This is a genomic window from Gemmatimonadota bacterium, assembly GCA_026706345.1.
Lineage (GTDB): Bacteria > JAAXHH01 > JAAXHH01 > JAAXHH01 > JAAXHH01 > JAAXHH01.
Genome location: JAPOYX010000212.1, coordinates 78,440 through 97,672, shown reverse-complemented (window position 1 = coordinate 97,672; position 19,233 = coordinate 78,440). Strand labels below are relative to the sequence as shown.

The following is a 19,233-nucleotide window of genomic DNA, read 5'->3' as shown; positions in this document are numbered from 1 at the left end:
GGCGGTTTCTACCTGCCGCCATTAGCCCGCCTTGCCCCGGAGGACCAGGCCTTCGTGCTCTGCTTCCTTAGGACCGGCGGCAATCTCAAGGACATGGCCAAACAGTATGGCGTCTCCTACCCTACGCTGCGGAACCGCCTCGATGCCCTCGTCGAGCGACTGGTTTCGCTGGCAGCGGCGGAGAGCGCGGAGGACGATCTCGGCGAAGCAAGCAGTTTCTGACGTTCGTTCCATGTTTTGGAAGGATGTTTCAATGGACGCTCCCCGCACCCGCACGACATCGGTCTGGCGCACGTGGCTGTTCAATCCCTTCCACTTCCAGGCCGGCGGCCAGGCGCTGGCCTGGGGACTGGCATGCATCGTCGGCGCCGCCTGGCTCGGCGGCGCGTTCGACTATCGTTACACAGGCGTGCTTTCGTTCCAGCTTTCGACGCCGACGCCTATCTGGCTCGCCATTGCGCAGGGTCTTACGGCGTGGGCTGTTCCCAGTGTCCTGCTTTACATGGGCGGCCGCCAGCTGAGCCGCAGCCAGGTGCGCGCCATCGACGTCTTTGGCACCCAGGCCCTGGCCCGGGCGCCCGGACTGCTCATGGCCCTGCTCGTCGTATCGCCACCCTTTCGCGATCTCACGAACTCATTGATTTACCAGGGCACGTCGCAATTCTCGATCGCACAGATTGCCGCGCTCATCGCGGCCGGCACGGTGACGGTACTGCTGCTGGTCTGGATCGTGCTGCTGATGTACCGTGGCTTTGCGGTCTCGTGCAATGTCGCCGGTGGATGGGCGATTGCTGTATTCGTCGTAGCCATCGCCCTGGGCGAGGTCGCCACGGGTGCGGCAGGACAGTTCTTACAGGGCATCTTCGCCTCCCGGACCGTTGCCAGCGTACCCGTCCAGTCCGATCAACGAATCCTGGCCGAGCAACTGGCCACGCGGATCCTCCAGGGTCACGAACAGGGCCGCTTTGAAGCGCTGGCACCCGAGGAGGCTACCGAGGATTTTCGCAGGGGTTTCACCGCGGAGGCACAACGCCAGAGCCACCAGACCATCCGGCAGCTCTTCGGTGTATTCGAGGGCCTGGACTACGTCGAAACCCGGTCCATGGAGGACCAGCCGCACTTGCTGATCCATCGCTTCAAAGGCCGGTACGGGGCCGCGTCCCGACCGCTCGAGGTGCGCGTCGTCCTCGATCGGGAAGGCAAGCTGACGGGCCTGTGGATCAAGCCCTGGGAGGATGAAATGCAATGAGCACCTATCGCCACACCCAGTTCGGCACGGTCAACGTCGTCATCATTATCGCCATCCTGCCGCTGGTCTTCCTTCCCGCGTGGCTGGCGGGAGCGGCACCCCTCGCGTGGATGATCCTGATTTTCCTGCTGGGGATCCTGGTGCTGTTCTACAACCTGACCGTCACGATCGATGCCGAGCACCTCCGGATCAGCTTCGGCATCGGCGTGATCCGCAAGCGCTTCCCCCTGGATCAGATCGACTCCTGCCAACCGGTCAGAAACTCCTGGCTTTATGGATGGGGTATACGGCTTACGCCCCGGGGCTGGCTCTACAACGTTTCGGGACTGAAGGCGGTGGAGCTGAAGATGAAAAGCGGCAAGACCTGCCGCATCGGCACGGACGAGCCCGAGGTCCTGGCCGCCGCGCTCCGGGAGGCGCTGAGCAGGTTGGGCGGCTCGAGTAAAGCGTCGGAGTGAGATGCTGAACGGGCGACCGTTGGTCTCAGGCAGATTAAGACTGTGGCGCCCGTGCGTCACCGGCCCGGACTTGTCATGCGGAAGGGAGAGGGTTTTTCCATGCGTACCAGACTTTATCCTGATATCCGTTCTTTAGTCTGATCTCGACTTCAATACTAAGCACCTCAATCTCTTCGTCGGTAAACAGATCCAGTATCTTGCTTTTCAGTATTTCGGCCTTTCGAGGGTCGATAAGCCGACCTTTCTCATCTACCATAGGAAGATGCCTTTCAACCCCGCCACAGTTGGAATATGATGGTAATCAACCCGCCGATGATTGCAGTCCCCAGTCCATAAACTACCCTCCGCAGGAATCGAAACTCGGCATCAAACTCCGACATCCTCTTGTCCGACATCCCCTTGCAGGGCTAACTCAGGTCAATTTCAAAACGGTCAGCAATACTCCAGCTCCTACCATATAAAGCCCTATAGTCCATCGAAATGTGGAATTGGTGTGAGCGATCAATTCCGTCTTCAATCCCATCATGTTCGCTTCCAAATCCTCCTTTGTAACCACGTTCTCCAGTTTCTCTTCAATCCTGGCCAGGCGAACCTTGATACTGTCAGAACTGAAATACATATCGTCTTCGATCCGCTTTACCGACTCATCGATTACCCGTGGATTCATCCCCGGTTCTTCGGTGGGGTGGCTTCTCTTTGGATCATTCATCTGTTGTGTTCCCTGAGATCGGCGGCACGAAATCCACAGGTTTGATCGCCTTATTAGAGTTCGGTCTTCGTGAGGCGGATTTTCTCGTTTCTTATTTCATTATAAAAAACGGAACAATGCAGGGTAAGCCTCACCAGCTTTTTGTCGAGAAACCTGCACATTTGCCGACTCTTAACCTATAGACTCGTGATCGACTCCATATGGGCGCTTCGTGAACGAAGCGATAAGGATAGCATTGATTCGCGGTCCAGGGAGACCGTTGACGCCAAACTGCGTTGCGTATCGACTAGAAATTGACTATTGCACGTCCGCCCGTTGTATTTGCCCTGAGGAACGACTTCAATGGAACTTGCGCAGCTTCTCATTACGCCTGGCACGCTGCTGACGGCCTTCATCTTCTTCTGGAAACAGGCAAAACTCAGTAGCGATGAGCTGAAGAGGGAGATAAAGGAAGACTTGAAGCAGGCTATGGCGAACAGCGATCAGCGGTATAGTGAGTTGAAAGCGGAGCTGAAACAGGCAGTGGCCAGCAACGACCTGCTTTACAGAGAGTTGAAAGTGGAATTGAAAGAAGAAATCATGTCCGTGCGCCAGGAGGTCTCATCCGTCCGGGTCGAAATGCACGATATGAACGGACGACTCGGCCGCCTCGAAGGCCTGCTAGTGAACCCGGATGGCGGAAGTTCGTAAAGCGCGAGCCGTCTCGTCAGTCGGACTTGGGATCTGCCATTTGCATCTATCCCGTCCCGAGGGGCACCACACCTGAGCCCGTACCAGGGTGTTTCGGGACTCAATCGGCGATCTGGCTGGGATAAGTGAGTTGAATGAGGTGTTGGCGGCGTAAGTCGAGCATTCTGCTACGTTTCTTTACATCTTGATTTTTACTTTATGTAAATTCCTCAGGTATTTTTTCCGTAAGTAAAGCGATTCAGTTGGAACTCTGACAATCGATCTACATCATTGGAGCGTATCGTGCCCAGAGTCAGCGCCAAGCGACAGATAACGCTTCCGGCTGATCAGTGCCGTTTAGTCGGTATCGAGCCGGGCGACGAATGCCAGAGCTTCGTGGCCGACGGGCGCATTACCGTAATCCGCCAGGAGCCCGGCAGCGCCTGGGGATGCCTGGCGCATCTCGAAGGGGATCAGACGGTTTCAGACGAGAAGTCGCGCGAGGACGCCATGGAAGGGAACCGTAACCAAACGTCTTGATTGCAATCGACACCAATGTCCTGCTGCGCTATCTCTTGAGAGACGACGAGGCGCAGGCCGAACGGGCGCGTCGCGTCATTGAAGGCGGCGAGCGCGTGCTAAATACGGACGTGGTTCTGGCGGAAACGGTGTGGACGTTAGCCGGCCGCAGGTATCATGCGACCCGGACCGACCTGATCGATCTGGTCAACAACCTGCTGCAAGATGCCAACGTGCGCTTTGAGGATGACGAGGTGGTCTGGAGCGCCCTCCAGGTATTTCGCAGGACGGAGGCGGACTTCGCCGCTGCCCTGGTCGTGTGCAAGGCCCAAAAGACGGTGTCCGACGGAGACGAGTTGACCTCTGTTTACACCTTCGATGACGTCGCCTTGCAGTTGCCCGGCACCGCAGAGCCGTAGCATGGGTACGGGCATATCGGCGTAAGGGAAGCATGCCGGCATCTTTGCGAGCAGATGGATCGCTTAACTATGGCCGCGGAAGATAGCCATAGATGTCCATGTCCACGCAGGTGGCTTTCACTTGCACGTAGTGACCGTATGAACGTTATTTAATTGGAGACGAACGCCAAACAACGCCAAAGGGGTATCCATGAGCAAAGGACTAGTGAGAACAGTAATCAACCTGGAAGACAAGCAGAAGGCGTGGCTGGACCGAGAGGCTGCACTGCGACGCGTCTCCAGAGCCTCGTTGATTCGTCAGGCAGTCAGAGAATATCAGGCCAAGGAAAGACGAGGCTCGGATGTTTCATTGCATGAGGCACTCGAACAGACGGCAGGCATCTGGCAGTCCGGCGACGGCCTCGAGTACCAGGTGCGAATCCGCAAGGAATGGCATTGAGTCATGGCGAGGTACCTGCTGGACTCGGTTATCGTCATCGACCACTTCAACGGCGTTGATGCAGCGACGGAGTTTCTGACCGCTCACGGTCGAGATTGCGTGATCTCCGTCATTACCCGCGCGGAGACGCTGGCTGGATTCCCTCCAGAATCGGAACCGTTGGCCCGCGAACTTCTTGATCAGTTTGCGGCGTTACCTGTTACCGCCGAAGTCGCCGATGCCGCCGCAAGATTGAGACAACACCACGGCATGAAACTTCCGGATGCGATACAGGCGGCCATAGCTATACAGGAAGGACTGTCCTTGGTCACTCGAAACACCCGAGACTTCAAGGCTGGCGGTCCGGTCGTGGTGACGATCCCCTATCGATTACCTCGATAAATCCACAAAGTAGATTGATTCCACAAGGACGCATACGCCATCGTCTCCGTTGTCTGGGTTTTACGACTGTGCGATGATGTAGAGACCCTTAGTTTTACTCGGCGAGGCTGCCATTCGCGGAGTTATCTTTGAAGTCGCTTTCACTTCTCCTACATATCTCCGAAAACCGCAAGTAAGGGGTTTCGAAGTATCATTTAGCCGTGAAACAGTCATGAGCTTGCCAGCTATTACGGATCACATTCGAAGTTTCCTACGGCGATATTCAGATAATTGCATTTAGACTGGGTAATGATGAAAAACAACGAGACTACATACAAGAAACCGCGGGTAAATGTGCCAAAAAACGAGGGCAAAGCGTGTGATGCCGTAATCAAGACCATGGAAAGACGTACCAGAGAGAAACGATCAGATATCCGTTTACCAGAGAGGGATAGAGTTGGAGTTCCAGTGGAATTACGGCTAAAGTTGGGCGACCAGGAATACGCAATTGAGCACACCATAATCGAGCCCTTCGAGAACAATATCCAAACCGAGCTAACTGTAGATGAGATTAGAAGGTACTTGATTAAATCTCTCGAAGGTCGGTTGCTAAGTCCCATGTACTACGTGCTTCAAGTGCCAATAGATGTTTGTCTACCGAAAAGGAAAAACAAGCGAGTTAGGGCGTTGAAGCACCTTGCCGAATGGGTCCGAAGCAGTGCGCAGATTATGTACGAAAGGATAACCGGACTTTCTTTGCCCATCGACTGTTATAACATCCCGATCAGCCCTTACTGTTTTCCGGAAGATAGCGTCAAAGACGAACTCTCGGATGTAAACTGCACTGTCGAATTGTTGAGGTGGCGGAATGGGCCTGTGGTAGGTCGAAAGTCAGGCTTTGTTCAAACGGTGCTTGATTATCCCGAAGACCTGGAGAATTTTCGAACAGAACGGATACGTCGAGCTCTCTCTACCAAGTTTCCAAAGTTGGCGAAGTGTGGTGCTGAAGGAGCACGAACAGTCCTGATTTTGGAAAGCCAGGACGCGGCTCACACCAGATTCGATCTCATCGGGAATCAGCTGCCAGCACTTCTGTCTGAGCACGCTTGCGTTCCTGATGAGATATTCTTGGTCGAACCATTTAATTCACTCTGGTGGGTGTATCCGATGAAGTACGACAAGGATCATTGGCCCGAAGAGGGGATGCCGCAGTGGAATAAAGGGCCGATTTACCATCCGGATAATCCGCCAACAGCTGGGTTACCCAAATGGTACCGTGATGCATTACAGTTGGACGAATTCGACAAGCCGTACCTGACTCGTGAATGGGTACCTGCCACCTACAAGGCGGAAGAACTGGAAGATCTTACGAATGCAAGTCAATTACACGATTAATGCCGTCGTATCCATGAACCGGGGACTGCGCAAGATCATCAATACTAGAGATGTTACCCAAGTAATTCATTTGCTAGGAAACTGCTCAATCCGTCCCGAAGGTGGACACGACTGTTTACAAACTGGACAACTGCCATCATCCAGTTCGTCATCATGCTCGTAGATAGAATGTCCATCAAATGAAACAGTCAGTTACACAAAATCCGCGACAGATCCCATAGCGATATTATTCCAATTGTCTTCCCTGGGTATATTCCCTTCATAAATGTGTTTTAAAATGGTTTGCCGTACTACTTTTTTAGCTTGATTGTATAGGTCTACACGGTCACGCATTGGTTTTTTTGCAATCCCTACTCTTTTTCTCTCCGTGGACGATACAGGACCTTAGTTTGTAGAATAGTTTGATTTTCTCGCGTATTTGATCCCGTTCTTTGTAGTCATTGCCTAAGTACCATCCTGCTCTTGTTGAAAGTTTGTGTGTTATTTCCCCGCCGTCGAGTCCATAAACAATCTCCAAAGCTATCGCAATATCCAATATGCAATCTTCCTGACGAAATCGACCACTTCGTGATAGAGCGTTGGTGTAACGTGTGATTGCCAATGAAGTTATATCCCTATCCTTGCTGTTTAGTTTGTCTATTACTTTGAAAGTCTGTACATACTCCTGCTTTTCGTTTCCTGTTAATACCTTCTCGATTTGTATATTTAGCTTATGTATCCCAGAAATGTCAAATTTGCATGTTGATACTCCCGGACTAACTAACTCCTCTGTCCATTTTGCAGGTGCCTTCGTCTCGCCGACGATCTGTAGTTCGCAATCCAAGATCATCTGCAATAACTCAATACTGAATCGAAGATCATCTTGATCTTTCGGATTTCCCTCAGACACTAGAGAATCCCATTGCAGATCTTTCATTAAAACAGCTACGGATTTTCTTTCAAAGAAATACCTATTGATTGTAGGTTGACCGGGTTGGTCAAATAAAACAAACTCGACCGAGTGTTTCAAAGACTCACCTAAATAACCCCATGTCTCTTCATATGGGATCACGAACAAGCCTGGGGCGATATTCCAACGATGCTCCAATTTCAGTCCAGCAATAAAACGATCCCATATCCAGGTGGCTTTTCCTCCTCTAAAGCCGACTTAGCGCTGTTGAATACTTCTATTGCTTCAGTTAGACCGGATCGTTTAACGATTGAATCAAAACGACCCCGCAACTCAGGCTTTAAGTGCTCGATTTCATTCAATGGGCCAGTTTCGATGAGTTTATCAAAAGCTCGTTGTGATTCTGATTCTGTAAAAGCCATTTCTACTACAACCTCTTCCTTCTCCGATCATAATCGTTGGGGTCAAGGTCAACACATTTTAAGACCGTATTTAGGCGAACTTTCGCTCACCCAACCCCCACCTCGATCCCGATCGGGCAGTGATCCGAACCCATGACGTCCGGCGCGATCCACGCATTCGAGATGGCGGGCATTAAGTCCTCGGTCACGTAGAAGTAATCGATCCGCCAGCCCACGTTCCGCGCTCTCGCTCCTGACATCAGGTGCCACCAGGTGTAGTTGTCCGGCCCTTCGTCGAATTGCCGGAATGTATCTACGTAGCCCATATCAACGATTTTGTCGATCCATTCGCGCTCCATGGGCAGGAAACCGGAAATCTTCTCGTTGTCCTTGGGGCGGGCCAGGTCGATGGCCTTGTGGGCTGTGTTCACGTCGCCGCAGATGACCAGCTTTTTGCCATCCGCGCGGAGCGATTGCCAGTGTGCAAGGATCGCGTCGTAGAAGTCCATCTTGTACTGCAGCCGCTGCGCGTTCTGCTTGCCGTTCGGGAAATACACGTTGAACAGGGTGAAGTCGGGATATTCCAGCACCAGGGTCCGCCCTTCCGAATCGAAGCGGTCCTCACCGAAACCCTCGGCGACGCTCAGCGGTTCGTGACGGGTGTAGACCCCCACGCCGCTGTAGCCCTTCTTCTCCGCGGACGACCAGTAGCTTTGATATCCCGCAACGTCGGTGATTTTTGCGTCCAGTTGCGACTCCTGGGACTTGGTTTCCTGCAGGCACAGGATGTCAGGGGCTTCCTCCTGAAACCAGTCCAGGAATCCCTTCTTCGCCACCGCCCGGACTCCGTTCACGTTCCAACTCATCAATCTCCATGAAGACATGTATGTCACCTTTCCTGGTTGATGCTGCTATTCAGCAATGGACCGCCGTCTAGTCTGCTTTAAACCTCCCTAACGAGTCAGCGGGTTAAAGGATGGCTAATCAGATTATGGTTAACTAAGAAAAAACCCGACGCTGACAGACACGCCGGGTTTATTTCAATGAGATTTCATCCACTCATTCTAAAGAGAGGTTGTCATTCAATTTGCTGCAATTGAGAAACACTGTCTCCGACTTGACAAATATGTGGCTTTTCGTCATTTACGGCTGTCAGCCGATTTAATGGAACTACCCTGATTGGGCGGCTTGGGCCTTGTCGGCCTATTCGCTACGGGCTTTGGCCGGTATCCCCTCGTCTCAATATCTCTACGATTAGGTCCGCTTTTGGGGGACTTGTTCATACTTGGTCCTCCTCGTCGTTTTAACTTGGCAAGAACTCAACAGAACTTATGTCTCGGCCTGTAAAGTAAACTCCGTGACCATTGGTAACCCAATTGTTTTCTTCATCTATTTCGAATATCTCTTCGATATACATATCTCGTTCATCTGGATCAGAAGAAATAAACGAATCTACTCCAAGGAAACCACCAAACATGGAACCATTGTTCAATTTAACCAGGATATACTGTTCATTCAAGTCTGAAAACGTCCAATCCCAAGCGCTCGGAGTTGGATGAATGGGATCAAGCCTGATTTTCTTTAACGTTTTATACAGTAACGTTCTGTTTGAAACAACTCCAGTAACAGCGCCTACAATGACTGGGATAAATACGAGAAAAACCAACCACTTTAACGTACCCAGGGTTGTCCCCTCCCACCATAAACGATTTACAATCAACACGCCCGCTACTAAGAACAACACGGCCCAGTAAATTGTTGAAACTGTTAAGTACAGCAAAAATCCTGCTGGATATGGAAGAATCCTTCCCGAAACCAGTTGCGACCTGATAAATACGATTATAAACCCTGGCGTGACAGCCAATATAAAAACCAGTGCTGTAGAGTTTACTTTTAGCGAATGCCAACCAGGAAACAACTCACCGATTAGGTTTTCCATTTTTAGTACTGTTCCCCTGATTTTCCGTAGGTTATGGAACGAAATCTGATTTTGTCTTTTAACTACTCATTAGAACGTGAGTTTTACGATTTCATACGACTTGGAATCTGATTCTCCTTTTTGCTTTCGAATGAAACTTCTGACGTATTGGTAGGCTTATTCTGGGTTAGTCTCCGGATCCATGTCGAATCTCGTTTACAAACTCGACTCCCGCGATATCCGTACGCTCGATCCGCTCACCCCTCGCGCGGTGGCTTCGGATGGCGAATTCATCGGCTTTTACGTACTCCCGGGTCTCCTCTCCAGTGCCCGCGTCCATAACTTTCAATACGACCTCCGGGTCGGCCTCCGGCGTGAACGCCAAGAGCGAGGAGTCGCCCGGCACCAGTTCATAGAGCTGGTTGATCCGGCACCGGTCCAGGCGGCAGCGCTTGATGCAAACGAAGCCTTCCAGGTCGCGGTAGGCGACCGTGAACACCCGGCCGGGCTCCTCCATGGCGCAGTACAGGATATCCAGGTCGACGTACATTTTGTCAAGGGTATTGTGGACGCCGGCGACGCCCCCGGCGCGGACGATGACGACCCGGTCGTACAGGGAGACGTTGAAGAGGGGATCGCCGCTTTCGATGGTGTAGCCCATGTACCCCGTTTCCGTGTCGTATCTCAGGACGAGATCCCGGGCCGCGGCGTCGCGTTCGACCACGGGCGTGAAGGGTTTGACTTCCGACCGTCGGGGGTATTCGTCCCGGTAGGTCCGGATGAGCTGCTCCAGGAAATCGATGGCGTAATCGGTCAGGTGGTGGAGGTGGTGCAGCACGTTCCGGAGTTGTCCCTCGATCTCGCGCATCTCCTCCTCGGCCCGGCCGATGCCGTAGCGCGAGATGCGGTGGATCGGGATGTCCAGGAGCTTGTCCATGTCCTCCCGCGTGAGGTTGTCGACGGTGATGATATCCTCCACCGCGGCCATGCGTCGCGGCGCGGTCAGTTCGTGGCGGATGGCGGCCAGCAGCGACCGGACCACCCGCCGGTGGGGCATGGGGCCGTGGCCGACCGCGTCCAGGTTCCGGGCGATCATCGCCCGGCTGGGACCGTAGTGTTCGAAGGCCAGGCTTCGATAAATAGTGGTCAGCAGGCTGTGCGCGGCGTCGCGGATTTCGGGCGCGGCCTGGTTCAGTTCGTTCATTCCCCGGTCCAGGGCGCGGGCCGTGGTCGATACGGGGCTGTACCTCGCAATGGCTTCCCGCACGGCGGCGTACACGCCATCGATGTCCTCGATGTCTTCGATTTCCTTGTACACCCGGTTCTCGATGAAGACCTGCTCAAGTCTTCGGGCCCGCAGGCGGCCGCGCAGTTCCCGCTCTTCGATCTTGAGCTCGGATTCGAGGATTTCCAGCAGGCGGGTCGTGCTGTGGCGGACCATTTCCGTGACGGTCATCTTCCGGGGATGGCCGTCGCTGATGACCAGCAGGTTCGCGTCGATGGCGACCTCGCAGGACGTGAAGGCGTACAGGCCCTTGAGGAAATCCTCCATCGCGCCGCCTTGGTCGGTCCGGATTTCGATCTCCACGTCGTCCGTGGTGTAATCGGTGAGTCCGGCCACCGGGATGCGCTTCGCCCGGGCCGCCTCCTCGACGGATTTCATCAGGCTTTCGGTCGTTTCCCCGTAGGGCAGCGCCCGGACCCGCACCAAACCTTCCTCCCCGGGTTCGAGCAGGGCGCGGGTATACACGCGCCCATTTCCGTCATCGTAGGCGCTGACGTCCATCAGCCCGCCGGTCGGGAAGTCGGGGTACAGATGGTACGGCTCCCCTTTCAGGCAGGACACCTGGGCCTCCATGACCTCGATGGGATTGTGGGGGAGGATGCGGGTGGACATGCCCACGGCGATGCCCTCGGCGCCCAGGATGAGCGCCACCGGGATCTTGGCGGGGAAGACCACGGGCTCGCGGGCGCGTCCGTCGTAGGAATCCACGTACTGCGTGATCTCCGGGCTGAGCAGCACTTCCCGGGCGAGCGGGGTGAGGCGGCATTCGATGTACCGCGCCGCCGAGGCCTGTCCCCCGGTGAGTACTGATCCAAAATTGCCCTGCTTGTCGATGAACAGGTCCTTGTTGGCCAGCGACACCAGGGCGCCGAAGATCGACTGGTCGCCGTGGGGATGGAACTGCATCGTCTGGCCCACGACGTTGGCCACCTTGTGGTACTTGCCGTCGTCTATCTCGAAGAGGGTGTGGAGGATGCGGCGCTGAACGGGCTTAAGGCCGTCGTCGACCTCGGGGATGGCCCGGTTCTTGACGACATAGGAGGCGTATTCGAGGAAGTACCGCTCGTATAGGGTTTCGACGTCGGCCAAGATCGGACCCCGGCAGTGGCAGGAACACGTATCGGTTTCCGTACGAATGCGAACCGGAAAACTGTACGATTGCGAGCCGGTTTCTGTGCGAATTCAGTCCGGTATCTCTACGAATGCATACCGGATTCTGCGTATGCGCGAATCAGATTCCGGGGGAATAAAGCAATCGCTGCATTGAACTTATACGTTTCAGGGGCGGATTACAATACATTTGTACCGGTGTCATGCGGTAAGGGTTGCCCGCGGGCCTGTTCGCATGCATAATATCCTGTTCCGGTCGACGTCCGCAAGATCACCGTTGACGGGCCTGCGTCCGCAAGATCACCGTTGACGGGCCTGCGTCCGCAAGATCACCGTTGACGGGCCTGCGTCCGCAAGATCACCGTTGACGGGCCTGCGTCCGCAAGATCACCGTTGACGGGCCTGCGTCTGCGCAATAACGGTTGGCCGATCTGAGTCCGCAAGATCATAGTTGGCCGGCCTGCGTCCACAAGATCACAAGGAACCAGGCTTGCGTCTGCTAGATCACAAGGAGCCTCCGATCCATGTCTTCCCCCTGGGAACGTATCGAAGAACATATCTACCGGTTTCAGGACAGCTGTCACGTGTACGCCGTCGAAGGGCCGGCGGGCGTCGTGCTCGTCAACGCCGGCACCGGCCTGGCCGCGGACCATCTCGACGAGATCGCGGGCGGCAGGCCAGTGACGGTCCTCCTCACCCACCACTTCCGCGACCACACGGACGGCGCCATCAGGTTGCACGAGAAAGGGGCCCGGATACTCGGCCCGTACTGGGATCAGGAGTATCTCGTCGACCCGGAACAGCACTTCCGGGAACGGCAGCAATGGAACTCCTACGACAACCGGTGGGACCGCTTCTCGCCCATCCGGCCCGTGCCGGTCGACGGCTGGATGATGGATTACGAGACGCGCGAGATCGCGGGGCTGTCCTGGGATGTCGTGCCCACGCCTGGCATGACCAACGGCGCGAGCAGCTACGTCGTGACCGTGGGCGGCCGGCGCATCGGGTTCGTCGGCGAGGTGATCTGCGGGACCGGGAAGACGACCCGCCTGGCGCCCCTGCAGTACAACTACAACGACTACACCGGCGCGTGGAACCTGTACCACGCTGTCAATCGGCTGCTTGCGACCGGGACGGACCGGCTGCTCCCGAGCCTGGGCGACCCGGTGGAGGACCCGGCCGGTGCCATCGCGACGTTCAAGGCGAACCTGAAGCGCCTCAATGAGATCCAGCCGGGCGTCGCCGAACCGTTGGAGGATCCGGACGAGGACGATATCGAAGAGGTCCTGCCCCACCTGTACCGCTCGAAGTACGCCGGGGCGGAGACCCATTTCGTACTCAGCGACTCCGGCAAGGTCATGTCCATCGACTACGGCTACAACCTGAAGTCCGGGTTCCAGCCGGCCAAATCCCACGTGTCCAACCGACGGCCGATCCTGCACGGAATCAGCGGGCTCAGGAAGCGCTTCGGGATCGATCGGATCGACGCGACGCTCGTCTCCCATTTCCACGACGATCACGTCAACGGCATCCCCATGCTCCAGCGTCTCTACGGGACGGAGGTCCTGGCGGGCGAACAGTTCAGCGACCTGCTCGAGAACCCGGTGAAGTACGACCGGCCCTGCCTCTGGCATGAGCCGATCAAGGTGGGCCGGCACATTCCCAACGGGACGACCGTCCACTGGGAGAACATCCCCATCACGCTGTACCCTATGTCGGGGCACACCCGCTTCGCCACGATGATCTGCATGGAGATCGACGGGACCCGCGTGGTCCACACGGGCGACCAGGCCTTCTTCGACACGGAGGGCGGGGTGGGCTACCAGGCCGGCGCGCGCATGTTTACGAATCACGTCTACAAAAACGGGCTCGACCTGGGATGCTACAAACGGTTCCTGGAAGATCTGAAACGCTTCGAGCCCGAACTGGTGATCACGGGCCATACCCGTCCCTACCGCACGTCACCCGAATGGTACGCCGAGATCGACCGGGCCGCGGAGGCCTTCGACGATGTCCACCACACCCTCATGCTGCTGGATGACGACGATGCCCACTTCGGCGCCGAATCCCAGGGCGGCAAGCTGGTGCCCTATCGCGCCCATGCTCCGGAATGCGGATCGATTGAATTCAGCGGATGGGTGCTCAATCCCTTCCCCACGGAGCAGCCGGCCCGCATCCGGCTGGTGGGACCGGAAGGCTGGCAGAGCGAGACGGTGACCCTGTCTCTGGGGCCGCGGGAACAGAAGGAGATCCGCCTGGTACTTCACGTTCCGGATGGCACGCAATGCCGGCGGCAGCCCGTGGCGCTGAACCTGACCGTGGGCGGGCGGCCCTTCGGACAGGTGGCGGAAGCGCTGGTGACGGTGGGGATGCCGAAGTGGTGAATGTAACCGACGATATTACAATATGTTACATCAGTTTCTGAACTATTAGAAAAGGTAAATCATAGAAAGGAAGGATCCATGATCGGTCAGACCAGCCTGGCGTCGCTGCCCTCGCTGCGTGCTTACGAGAGCCGCCGGATTTCCAGCTGGAATATCACGGGCGAGAACGCCGATTTCTGGCGCATTGAAGCCGGGGAGAAACGCGTCATCGGCGAGATCAATGGCCCGGGATGCATCAAGCACCTCTGGATGACGCTGGGACTCCCGTCCGAGGACTACTGTCGGCGCATCGTGTTGCGCATGTACTGGGACGGCTGCGCGGAACCGAGCGTGGAGTGCCCCATCGGCGATTTCTTCGGCCTGGGTCACGGCATACGCAAGGATTTCATCACCGCGCCGCTGCAGATGAGCCCGCAGGACGGCAAGGGATTCAATTCCTGGTGGCCCATGCCCTTCCGGGAAAAGGCCGTGATTGAAGTGGAGAATCAGGGCGCCGAGGGATTCAACCACTACTTCTACATCGACTACGAGACGTATCCCACGGTTGAAGCGGTGGCGGACCAGGCTTACTTTCACGTGCAGTGGCGCCGGGAAGCCAACACCCGGGGCTGGGCCTTCGAAGAAGGGCTGAAACCGGAAGCTTACCGGAATGATCCACGCTGGGAAAACCTGAGCGAGCAGGACAATTACGTCATCTGCGACGTGGAGGGCGACGGCATCTACTGCGGCGCTCACCTCGACATCGACTGCTTTCAGCGCAACCCGAACGACTGGTACGGCGAAGGCGACGACATGATGTTCATCGACGGCGAGGCCTGGCCGCCCTCGCTGCACGGGACCGGCACGGAGGACTGGTACCACTGCGCCTACTGCCCGACGGACGAGTACAACGCGCCTTATCACGGCATCATCCTATACAGCGGCACCGACGAGTGGCGGTGGAAGGGCAAGAACACGGTCTACCGCTACCATATCGAGGATCCGATCCGGTTTCGTAAAAGCTTCCAGATTTCCATCGAGCATGGCCACGCGAACAAGCTGAGCAACGACTACTCGAGCACGGCGTATTACTACCTGTCCGAACCGCGGCGCGGCGGACCGGCCCTGTTGCCGGCCGAAGCGCGGCTTCCGCGTCCGGACGAGCCGAAGTACGGCGGGTGACGGACGATTCGTAGCTATTTTCGGGGCGGAATGAAGCGCGATTCGGCGGATGACGGAACAACGTCGAGGGCGGCGCGTGATCCGCGAAGCACTATACTCACCGTATCTCGAAGTGCACCCGCACCATCCATCAAGAGGGAGGATCCATGATCGGTCAGACCAGCCTGGCGTCCCTGCCCACGCTGCGGTCGTACAGGAGTCTTCGGATTTCCAGCTGGGACGCCACCGGCGCCAACACCGACGCCTGGCGGATCGAAGCCGGTGAGAAACGCGTCATCGGCGAGATCAATGCGCCGGGTTGCATCAAGCACATCTGGATGACGCTCGGGCTCCCGTCCGAGGACTACTGCCGCCGGATCGTGTTGCGCATGTACTGGGACGGCAGTACGGAACCGAGTGTGGAGTGTCCCATCGGCGATTTCTTCGGGCTGGGTCACGGCATGCGCAAGGATTTCATCACCGCGCCACTTCAGATGAGCCCGCAGGACGGCAAGGGGTTCAACTCCTGGTGGCCCATGCCCTTCCGGAAAAAGGCTGTGCTGGAAGTGGAAAACCAGGGTGAGGAAGGCTACTTCCATTACTTTTATATCGACTACGAGACGTATCCCACCGTTGACGCGGTGGCGGATCAAGCGTATTTTCACGTACAGTGGCGCAGGGAAGCCGATACGAAGGGCTGGGCCTTCGAAGAAAGGCTCGATCCCGAAGCCTATCGAAACGACCCGCGCTGGCTGAATACGAGCGATAAGGACAACTATGTCATCTGCGACGTCGAGGGCGATGGTATCTACTGCGGCGCCCACCTGGACATCGACTGCTTTCAAAGGAACCCGAACGACTGGTACGGCGAAGGCGACGACATGATGTTCATCGACGGCGAGGCGTGGCCGCCCTCATTGCACGGCACAGGCACCGAGGACTGGTACCACGGCGCGTACGGTCCCACGACGGAGTTTCAGGCGCCTTATCACGGGATCATTCTCTACAGCGGGAACCCCGGCTGGAGATTCAAGGGCAAGAACACTGTCTACCGGTATCACATCGAAGATCCGATCCGGTTCAGGAAGAGTTTCCGCATGTCCATCGAGCATGGCCATGCAAACAAATTGAGCAACGACTACTCGAGTACCGCCTATTACTACCTGTCCGAGCCACGGCGAGGCGGACCGGTCCTGCCGCCGGTCGAAGCGCGTCTTCCGCGGCCGAACGAGGCGGGGTACAGTTGACGGCAAGTAGTCCCATAATTGGAGGTTTAGATGTTATCCCAGGCGCAGGTTGATTCCTACCACGAAAATGGTTATTTGACCGTCGACAAAGTGCTTTCGGATGCCGAAGTCGCGGATCTGCAGCGGGTGACGGACGAATTCGTCCAGAAAGCCGCCGCCTTTACCGAACACACGGATTTTTACGATCTCGAGCCGGGCCACACGTCGCACGATCCACAGGTGCGCCGCCTTAAGAGCCCGATCGATCACCACGACGTATACATGCGTACCATTAAGCACGACGGCATCCTGGACATCGTGGCGCAGCTGATCGGCGACGGCATCCGGACCAACGGCAACAAGCTCAACATGAAGTCCGCGGACTACGGCAGCCCGGTGGAATGGCACCAGGACTGGTCGTTCTATCCCCATACCAACGACGATATCCTGGCCGTCGGCGTCTGCATCGATGAGATGACCGAAGCCAACGGCGCCCTGCTGGTGGTACCCGGCTCCCACAAAGGGCCGACCTACGACCACCATCAGGACGGCCGGTTCTGCGGCGCGGTGACCGATCCCGACTTTACCCCGGAAAACGTCGTGGCGCTCGAAGTGCCCGCGGGCGGGATATCGATCCACCACGTCCGGACGCTGCACGGTTCGGCGCCGAACTATTCCGGCGCGCCGCGGCGCCTCCTCCTGTTCCAGTACGTCGCCGCCGACGCCTGGCCGTTGACCGGCGCGGGCGAATGGGACGACTTCAACGGAAACCTGCTGCGGGGCGAACCGACCAACGCGCCTCGCATGGCCGACCTGCCCGTCCGCATGCCCTATCCCGGTCCGGTAAGAGGCGGATCGATCTACGAAACCCAGTCGGTCCTTGAGAACAAGACCTGGGCGCGGTGAACGAATCCGCCCATAGCGGATCGGAAAACAGGCAGCCGATTCTGTTTTTCGACGGTGTGTGCGGCCTGTGCAACCGGTTCGTCGACCTGGTGCTGCGGGCAGATAAACAGGATCGATTCCGATACGCTCCGCTACAGGGTGAAACCGCGCATCGCTTGCTGGGGCTGAAGGACGAGGGCGAGGCCCACGAGACGGACGGTACCCCGGCGGGCAATTCCCAGGCCGGCGGTCCCCGATCCTTCGTTTTCCTCGAAACAGACAGGCGTTACGAGCAGTCAAACGCCGTCCTGCTGGCGCTGAGTCGACTGGGCGGTGCATGGCGATTGGTCGCCGTCCTATATGTTTTTCCCCGCCCCCTGCGCGATTTCGTCTACCGCATCGTGGCACGTAACCGGTACCGGTGGTTCGGCAAACGCGATGCGTGTCGCGTGCCCACGCCTGAAGAGCAAGATCGTTTTCTACCGTGAAATCCGCCTGGGGTGCCGTCCTCGTCCGCCAGCGCATAGCGCGATCCCACTATGGCCACCAGATTCACCTCCGATAATCATCCCCTTGTGACACCCGACGCGGTCAACGCGCTGCCGAGCAACCCCGCGGACGTCGTATCGGCCTACGGACCGGCCCCAGCACAGTTCGGCGAACTGAGGCTGCCGACCGGTCGTGGTCCTCATCCCGTTGCCGTGGTCATCCACGGAGGCTGCTGGCTATCGCTCTACGCAGATCTGCACAACGCGAACGCGCTGGCCGACGCCCTGCGGGATGAGGGTATCGCGACCTGGAACGTCGAATACCGGTGCGTGGACCAGGAAGGCGGCGGATGGCCGGGGACGTTTCTCGACGCCGGGAATGCGACGGATCATCTTCGCACGCTGGCCGGAGATCATGATCTCGATCTGGATCGCGTCATCACCATCGGTCACTCGGCAGGAGGCCATCTGGCGCTGTGGACGGCCGCGCGCCACCGGCTGTCCGGGAAAAGCCCGCTGTGGACGGCAGACCCGCTGCGGCTGCGCGGGACAGTCGTACTGGGTGGCCCGGGAGACCTGAAGGCATTCTCGCCCCACGCGGACGCCGAATGCCGCGAGGGGGTCGTGACGGAACTGCTTGGTGGGCCCAGCGTATCACTTGAAAGGATGGAGGAACGGTACCGATGCGGATCGCCTGCCGAATTGCTGCCCCTCGGTCTGCGACAGGTCGTGATTAGCGCGGAACACGACTGGGTCGTACCGCCGGCATTGGGGGAAGCTTACACGGAGGCGGCGCGGAATGCCGGAGATGAGATAGAGCACCTGGTCATTCCAGGCGCCGGGCATCACGAATTCATGGTGCCGGGTTCTGTGACATGGCCGGCCGTAATCACTTCGGTACGTTCGATGCTCAGTTAGAAAAGAGATAGCGCGTGCCTGTGTCTTTCTTTCCTGCACACGCCGTCAAACTGAGACACCGGCCAGGTTTGGTCTCTGGTCAGGCTGATTGGAGGAGCTATAATGACTGCCGGAGGAACTCGTCCCCTCATGCCCGCATTCGTAAAGGCCCTGCTCGCCTTGATGTTCGGCATACTTGCCGGCGGCGCGTTCAACTACGTTCTGGGCGATCAGGGCGCGGACACGCCGGCCTTCGCGATTTACGGAGGCGCGTTGGCGCTTGCCATATTCATTGTGGTGGCAAAGTGCAAGGCGCGGAAGGCCAGGAAGGCTGGCGGTCTTCGATCGGCCGAATAACCGGGTCGTCCGCTCCTTGTAACCGGGTCGTCCGCT

Annotated in this window: 22 protein-coding genes; 16 read left to right on the top strand and 6 right to left on the bottom strand. The window is 57.1% G+C overall.

The genetic code is table 11. The features are described 5' to 3' along the window. From OXG98_14975 to OXG98_14965, 3 genes are all read left to right on the top strand, one after another. A partial coding sequence (locus OXG98_14975; GenBank protein MCY3773307.1) for a DUF2089 family protein occupies positions 1-222 on the top strand: 222 nt, incomplete at its 5' end. Positions 223-253: 31 nt separating this feature from the next. Next, complete coding sequence (locus OXG98_14970) at positions 254-1,249, top strand: hypothetical protein (protein MCY3773306.1); 996 nt, start codon at positions 254-256, stop codon at positions 1,247-1,249. After that, positions 1,246-1,707, top strand: a complete 462-nt coding sequence (locus OXG98_14965) for a hypothetical protein (GenBank protein MCY3773305.1) — start codon at positions 1,246-1,248, stop codon at positions 1,705-1,707. The genes OXG98_14970 and OXG98_14965 overlap by 4 nt, the downstream gene beginning before the upstream one ends. Before the next feature lie 412 nt (positions 1,708-2,119). On the opposite strand, the gene OXG98_14960 is transcribed toward OXG98_14965, so the two are convergent. Beyond that, positions 2,120-2,416, bottom strand: coding sequence for a hypothetical protein (locus OXG98_14960; GenBank protein MCY3773304.1), 297 nt, complete (start codon positions 2,414-2,416; stop codon positions 2,120-2,122). Positions 2,417-2,758: 342 nt separating this feature from the next. Here OXG98_14960 and OXG98_14955 point away from each other — a divergent pair, with 342 nt between their 5' ends. The 6 genes from OXG98_14955 to OXG98_14930 all read left to right on the top strand — a co-directional run bounded on the left by OXG98_14955 (position 2,759) and on the right by OXG98_14930 (position 6,217). After that, on the top strand, positions 2,759-3,106 hold the full coding sequence (locus OXG98_14955) for a hypothetical protein (protein MCY3773303.1): 348 nt from the start codon (positions 2,759-2,761) through the stop codon (positions 3,104-3,106). Between the two features lie 282 nt (positions 3,107-3,388). Beyond that, the gene (locus OXG98_14950) at positions 3,389-3,625 is read left to right on the top strand and encodes an AbrB/MazE/SpoVT family DNA-binding domain-containing protein (GenBank protein MCY3773302.1); all 237 of its coding nucleotides are present in this window, start codon (positions 3,389-3,391) and stop codon (positions 3,623-3,625) included. Next, positions 3,622-4,023, top strand: a complete 402-nt coding sequence (locus OXG98_14945; protein ID MCY3773301.1) for a type II toxin-antitoxin system VapC family toxin — start codon at positions 3,622-3,624, stop codon at positions 4,021-4,023. Before OXG98_14950 ends, OXG98_14945 begins: the two co-directional genes overlap by 4 nt. A 190-nt stretch (positions 4,024-4,213) precedes the next feature. Beyond that, positions 4,214-4,462 (top strand): ribbon-helix-helix domain-containing protein, encoded by a 249-nt coding sequence (locus OXG98_14940; GenBank protein MCY3773300.1) that lies wholly within the window; start codon positions 4,214-4,216, stop codon positions 4,460-4,462. A 3-nt stretch (positions 4,463-4,465) separates the two neighbouring features. After that, on the top strand, positions 4,466-4,843 hold the full coding sequence (locus tag OXG98_14935; GenBank protein MCY3773299.1) for a PIN domain-containing protein: 378 nt from the start codon (positions 4,466-4,468) through the stop codon (positions 4,841-4,843). 288 nt (positions 4,844-5,131) lie between these two features. Then, positions 5,132-6,217 (top strand): hypothetical protein, encoded by a 1,086-nt coding sequence (locus tag OXG98_14930; GenBank protein MCY3773298.1) that lies wholly within the window; start codon positions 5,132-5,134, stop codon positions 6,215-6,217. Positions 6,218-6,542: 325 nt separating this feature from the next. Here the strand turns inward: OXG98_14930 and OXG98_14925 are convergent, their stop codons facing one another. The 5 genes from OXG98_14925 to OXG98_14905 all read right to left on the bottom strand — a co-directional run bounded on the left by OXG98_14925 (position 6,543) and on the right by OXG98_14905 (position 11,799). Next, a complete protein-coding gene (locus OXG98_14925) occupies positions 6,543-7,268 on the bottom strand; it encodes a HEPN domain-containing protein (protein MCY3773297.1) in 726 nt (241 codons plus the stop codon). A gap of 38 nt (positions 7,269-7,306) precedes the next feature. Next, positions 7,307-7,528 (bottom strand): hypothetical protein, encoded by a 222-nt coding sequence (locus OXG98_14920; GenBank protein ID MCY3773296.1) that lies wholly within the window; start codon positions 7,526-7,528, stop codon positions 7,307-7,309. An 86-nt stretch (positions 7,529-7,614) separates the two neighbouring features. Then, positions 7,615-8,391 carry an exodeoxyribonuclease III gene (locus tag OXG98_14915; protein ID MCY3773295.1) on the bottom strand — a complete coding sequence of 259 codons (777 nt, stop codon included), beginning with the start codon at positions 8,389-8,391 and terminating at the stop codon, positions 7,615-7,617. Positions 8,392-8,810: 419 nt separating this feature from the next. Continuing rightward, positions 8,811-9,446: a DUF6338 family protein gene (locus tag OXG98_14910; protein MCY3773294.1), complete on the bottom strand. Its 636-nt coding sequence runs from the start codon at positions 9,444-9,446 to the stop codon at positions 8,811-8,813. Positions 9,447-9,612: 166 nt separating this feature from the next. Next, the gene (locus OXG98_14905; protein ID MCY3773293.1) at positions 9,613-11,799 is read right to left on the bottom strand and encodes a hypothetical protein; all 2,187 of its coding nucleotides are present in this window, start codon (positions 11,797-11,799) and stop codon (positions 9,613-9,615) included. 545 nt (positions 11,800-12,344) lie between these two features. On the opposite strand from OXG98_14905, the gene OXG98_14900 reads away from it, so the two are divergent. The 7 genes from OXG98_14900 to OXG98_14870 all read left to right on the top strand — a co-directional run bounded on the left by OXG98_14900 (position 12,345) and on the right by OXG98_14870 (position 19,197). After that, on the top strand, positions 12,345-14,204 hold the full coding sequence (locus OXG98_14900; GenBank protein ID MCY3773292.1) for an MBL fold metallo-hydrolase: 1,860 nt from the start codon (positions 12,345-12,347) through the stop codon (positions 14,202-14,204). A gap of 78 nt (positions 14,205-14,282) precedes the next feature. After that, positions 14,283-15,365 carry a DUF2961 domain-containing protein gene (locus OXG98_14895; protein ID MCY3773291.1) on the top strand — a complete coding sequence of 361 codons (1,083 nt, stop codon included), beginning with the start codon at positions 14,283-14,285 and terminating at the stop codon, positions 15,363-15,365. A gap of 146 nt (positions 15,366-15,511) precedes the next feature. Further along, on the top strand, positions 15,512-16,591 hold the full coding sequence (locus tag OXG98_14890) for a DUF2961 domain-containing protein (GenBank protein MCY3773290.1): 1,080 nt from the start codon (positions 15,512-15,514) through the stop codon (positions 16,589-16,591). A gap of 30 nt (positions 16,592-16,621) precedes the next feature. Beyond that, entirely contained in the window at positions 16,622-17,476 is an 855-nt protein-coding gene (locus tag OXG98_14885) for a phytanoyl-CoA dioxygenase family protein (protein MCY3773289.1), read from the top strand. Beyond that, on the top strand, positions 17,473-17,943 hold the full coding sequence (locus OXG98_14880) for a thiol-disulfide oxidoreductase DCC family protein (GenBank protein MCY3773288.1): 471 nt from the start codon (positions 17,473-17,475) through the stop codon (positions 17,941-17,943). The genes OXG98_14885 and OXG98_14880 overlap by 4 nt, the downstream gene beginning before the upstream one ends. 51 nt (positions 17,944-17,994) lie before the next feature. Further along, on the top strand, positions 17,995-18,861 hold the full coding sequence (locus OXG98_14875) for an alpha/beta hydrolase (GenBank protein MCY3773287.1): 867 nt from the start codon (positions 17,995-17,997) through the stop codon (positions 18,859-18,861). 129 nt (positions 18,862-18,990) lie between these two features. Beyond that, complete coding sequence (locus tag OXG98_14870) at positions 18,991-19,197, top strand: hypothetical protein (protein MCY3773286.1); 207 nt, start codon at positions 18,991-18,993, stop codon at positions 19,195-19,197. Positions 19,198-19,233 lie beyond the last annotated feature (36 nt).

What these genes read in the sequence shown, in the direction of transcription:
- OXG98_14970 (MCY3773306.1), top strand. Translation starts at nt 254, where the DNA reads ATGGACGCTCCCCGCACCCGCACGACATCGGTCTGGCGCACGTGGCTG.
- OXG98_14965 (MCY3773305.1), top strand. Translation starts at nt 1,246, where the DNA reads ATGAGCACCTATCGCCACACCCAGTTCGGCACGGTCAACGTCGTCATC.
- OXG98_14960 (MCY3773304.1), bottom strand. Translation starts at nt 2,416, where the DNA reads ATGAATGATCCAAAGAGAAGCCACCCCACCGAAGAACCGGGGATGAAT.
- OXG98_14955 (MCY3773303.1), top strand. Translation starts at nt 2,759, where the DNA reads ATGGAACTTGCGCAGCTTCTCATTACGCCTGGCACGCTGCTGACGGCC.
- OXG98_14940 (MCY3773300.1), top strand. Translation starts at nt 4,214, where the DNA reads ATGAGCAAAGGACTAGTGAGAACAGTAATCAACCTGGAAGACAAGCAG.
- OXG98_14935 (MCY3773299.1), top strand. Translation starts at nt 4,466, where the DNA reads ATGGCGAGGTACCTGCTGGACTCGGTTATCGTCATCGACCACTTCAAC.
- OXG98_14930 (MCY3773298.1), top strand. Translation starts at nt 5,132, where the DNA reads ATGATGAAAAACAACGAGACTACATACAAGAAACCGCGGGTAAATGTG.
- OXG98_14920 (MCY3773296.1), bottom strand. Translation starts at nt 7,528, where the DNA reads ATGGCTTTTACAGAATCAGAATCACAACGAGCTTTTGATAAACTCATC.
- OXG98_14915 (MCY3773295.1), bottom strand. Translation starts at nt 8,391, where the DNA reads ATGTCTTCATGGAGATTGATGAGTTGGAACGTGAACGGAGTCCGGGCG.
- OXG98_14910 (MCY3773294.1), bottom strand. Translation starts at nt 9,446, where the DNA reads ATGGAAAACCTAATCGGTGAGTTGTTTCCTGGTTGGCATTCGCTAAAA.
- OXG98_14900 (MCY3773292.1), top strand. Translation starts at nt 12,345, where the DNA reads ATGTCTTCCCCCTGGGAACGTATCGAAGAACATATCTACCGGTTTCAG.
- OXG98_14895 (MCY3773291.1), top strand. Translation starts at nt 14,283, where the DNA reads ATGATCGGTCAGACCAGCCTGGCGTCGCTGCCCTCGCTGCGTGCTTAC.
- OXG98_14890 (MCY3773290.1), top strand. Translation starts at nt 15,512, where the DNA reads ATGATCGGTCAGACCAGCCTGGCGTCCCTGCCCACGCTGCGGTCGTAC.
- OXG98_14885 (MCY3773289.1), top strand. Translation starts at nt 16,622, where the DNA reads ATGTTATCCCAGGCGCAGGTTGATTCCTACCACGAAAATGGTTATTTG.
- OXG98_14875 (MCY3773287.1), top strand. Translation starts at nt 17,995, where the DNA reads ATGGCCACCAGATTCACCTCCGATAATCATCCCCTTGTGACACCCGAC.
- OXG98_14870 (MCY3773286.1), top strand. Translation starts at nt 18,991, where the DNA reads ATGCCCGCATTCGTAAAGGCCCTGCTCGCCTTGATGTTCGGCATACTT.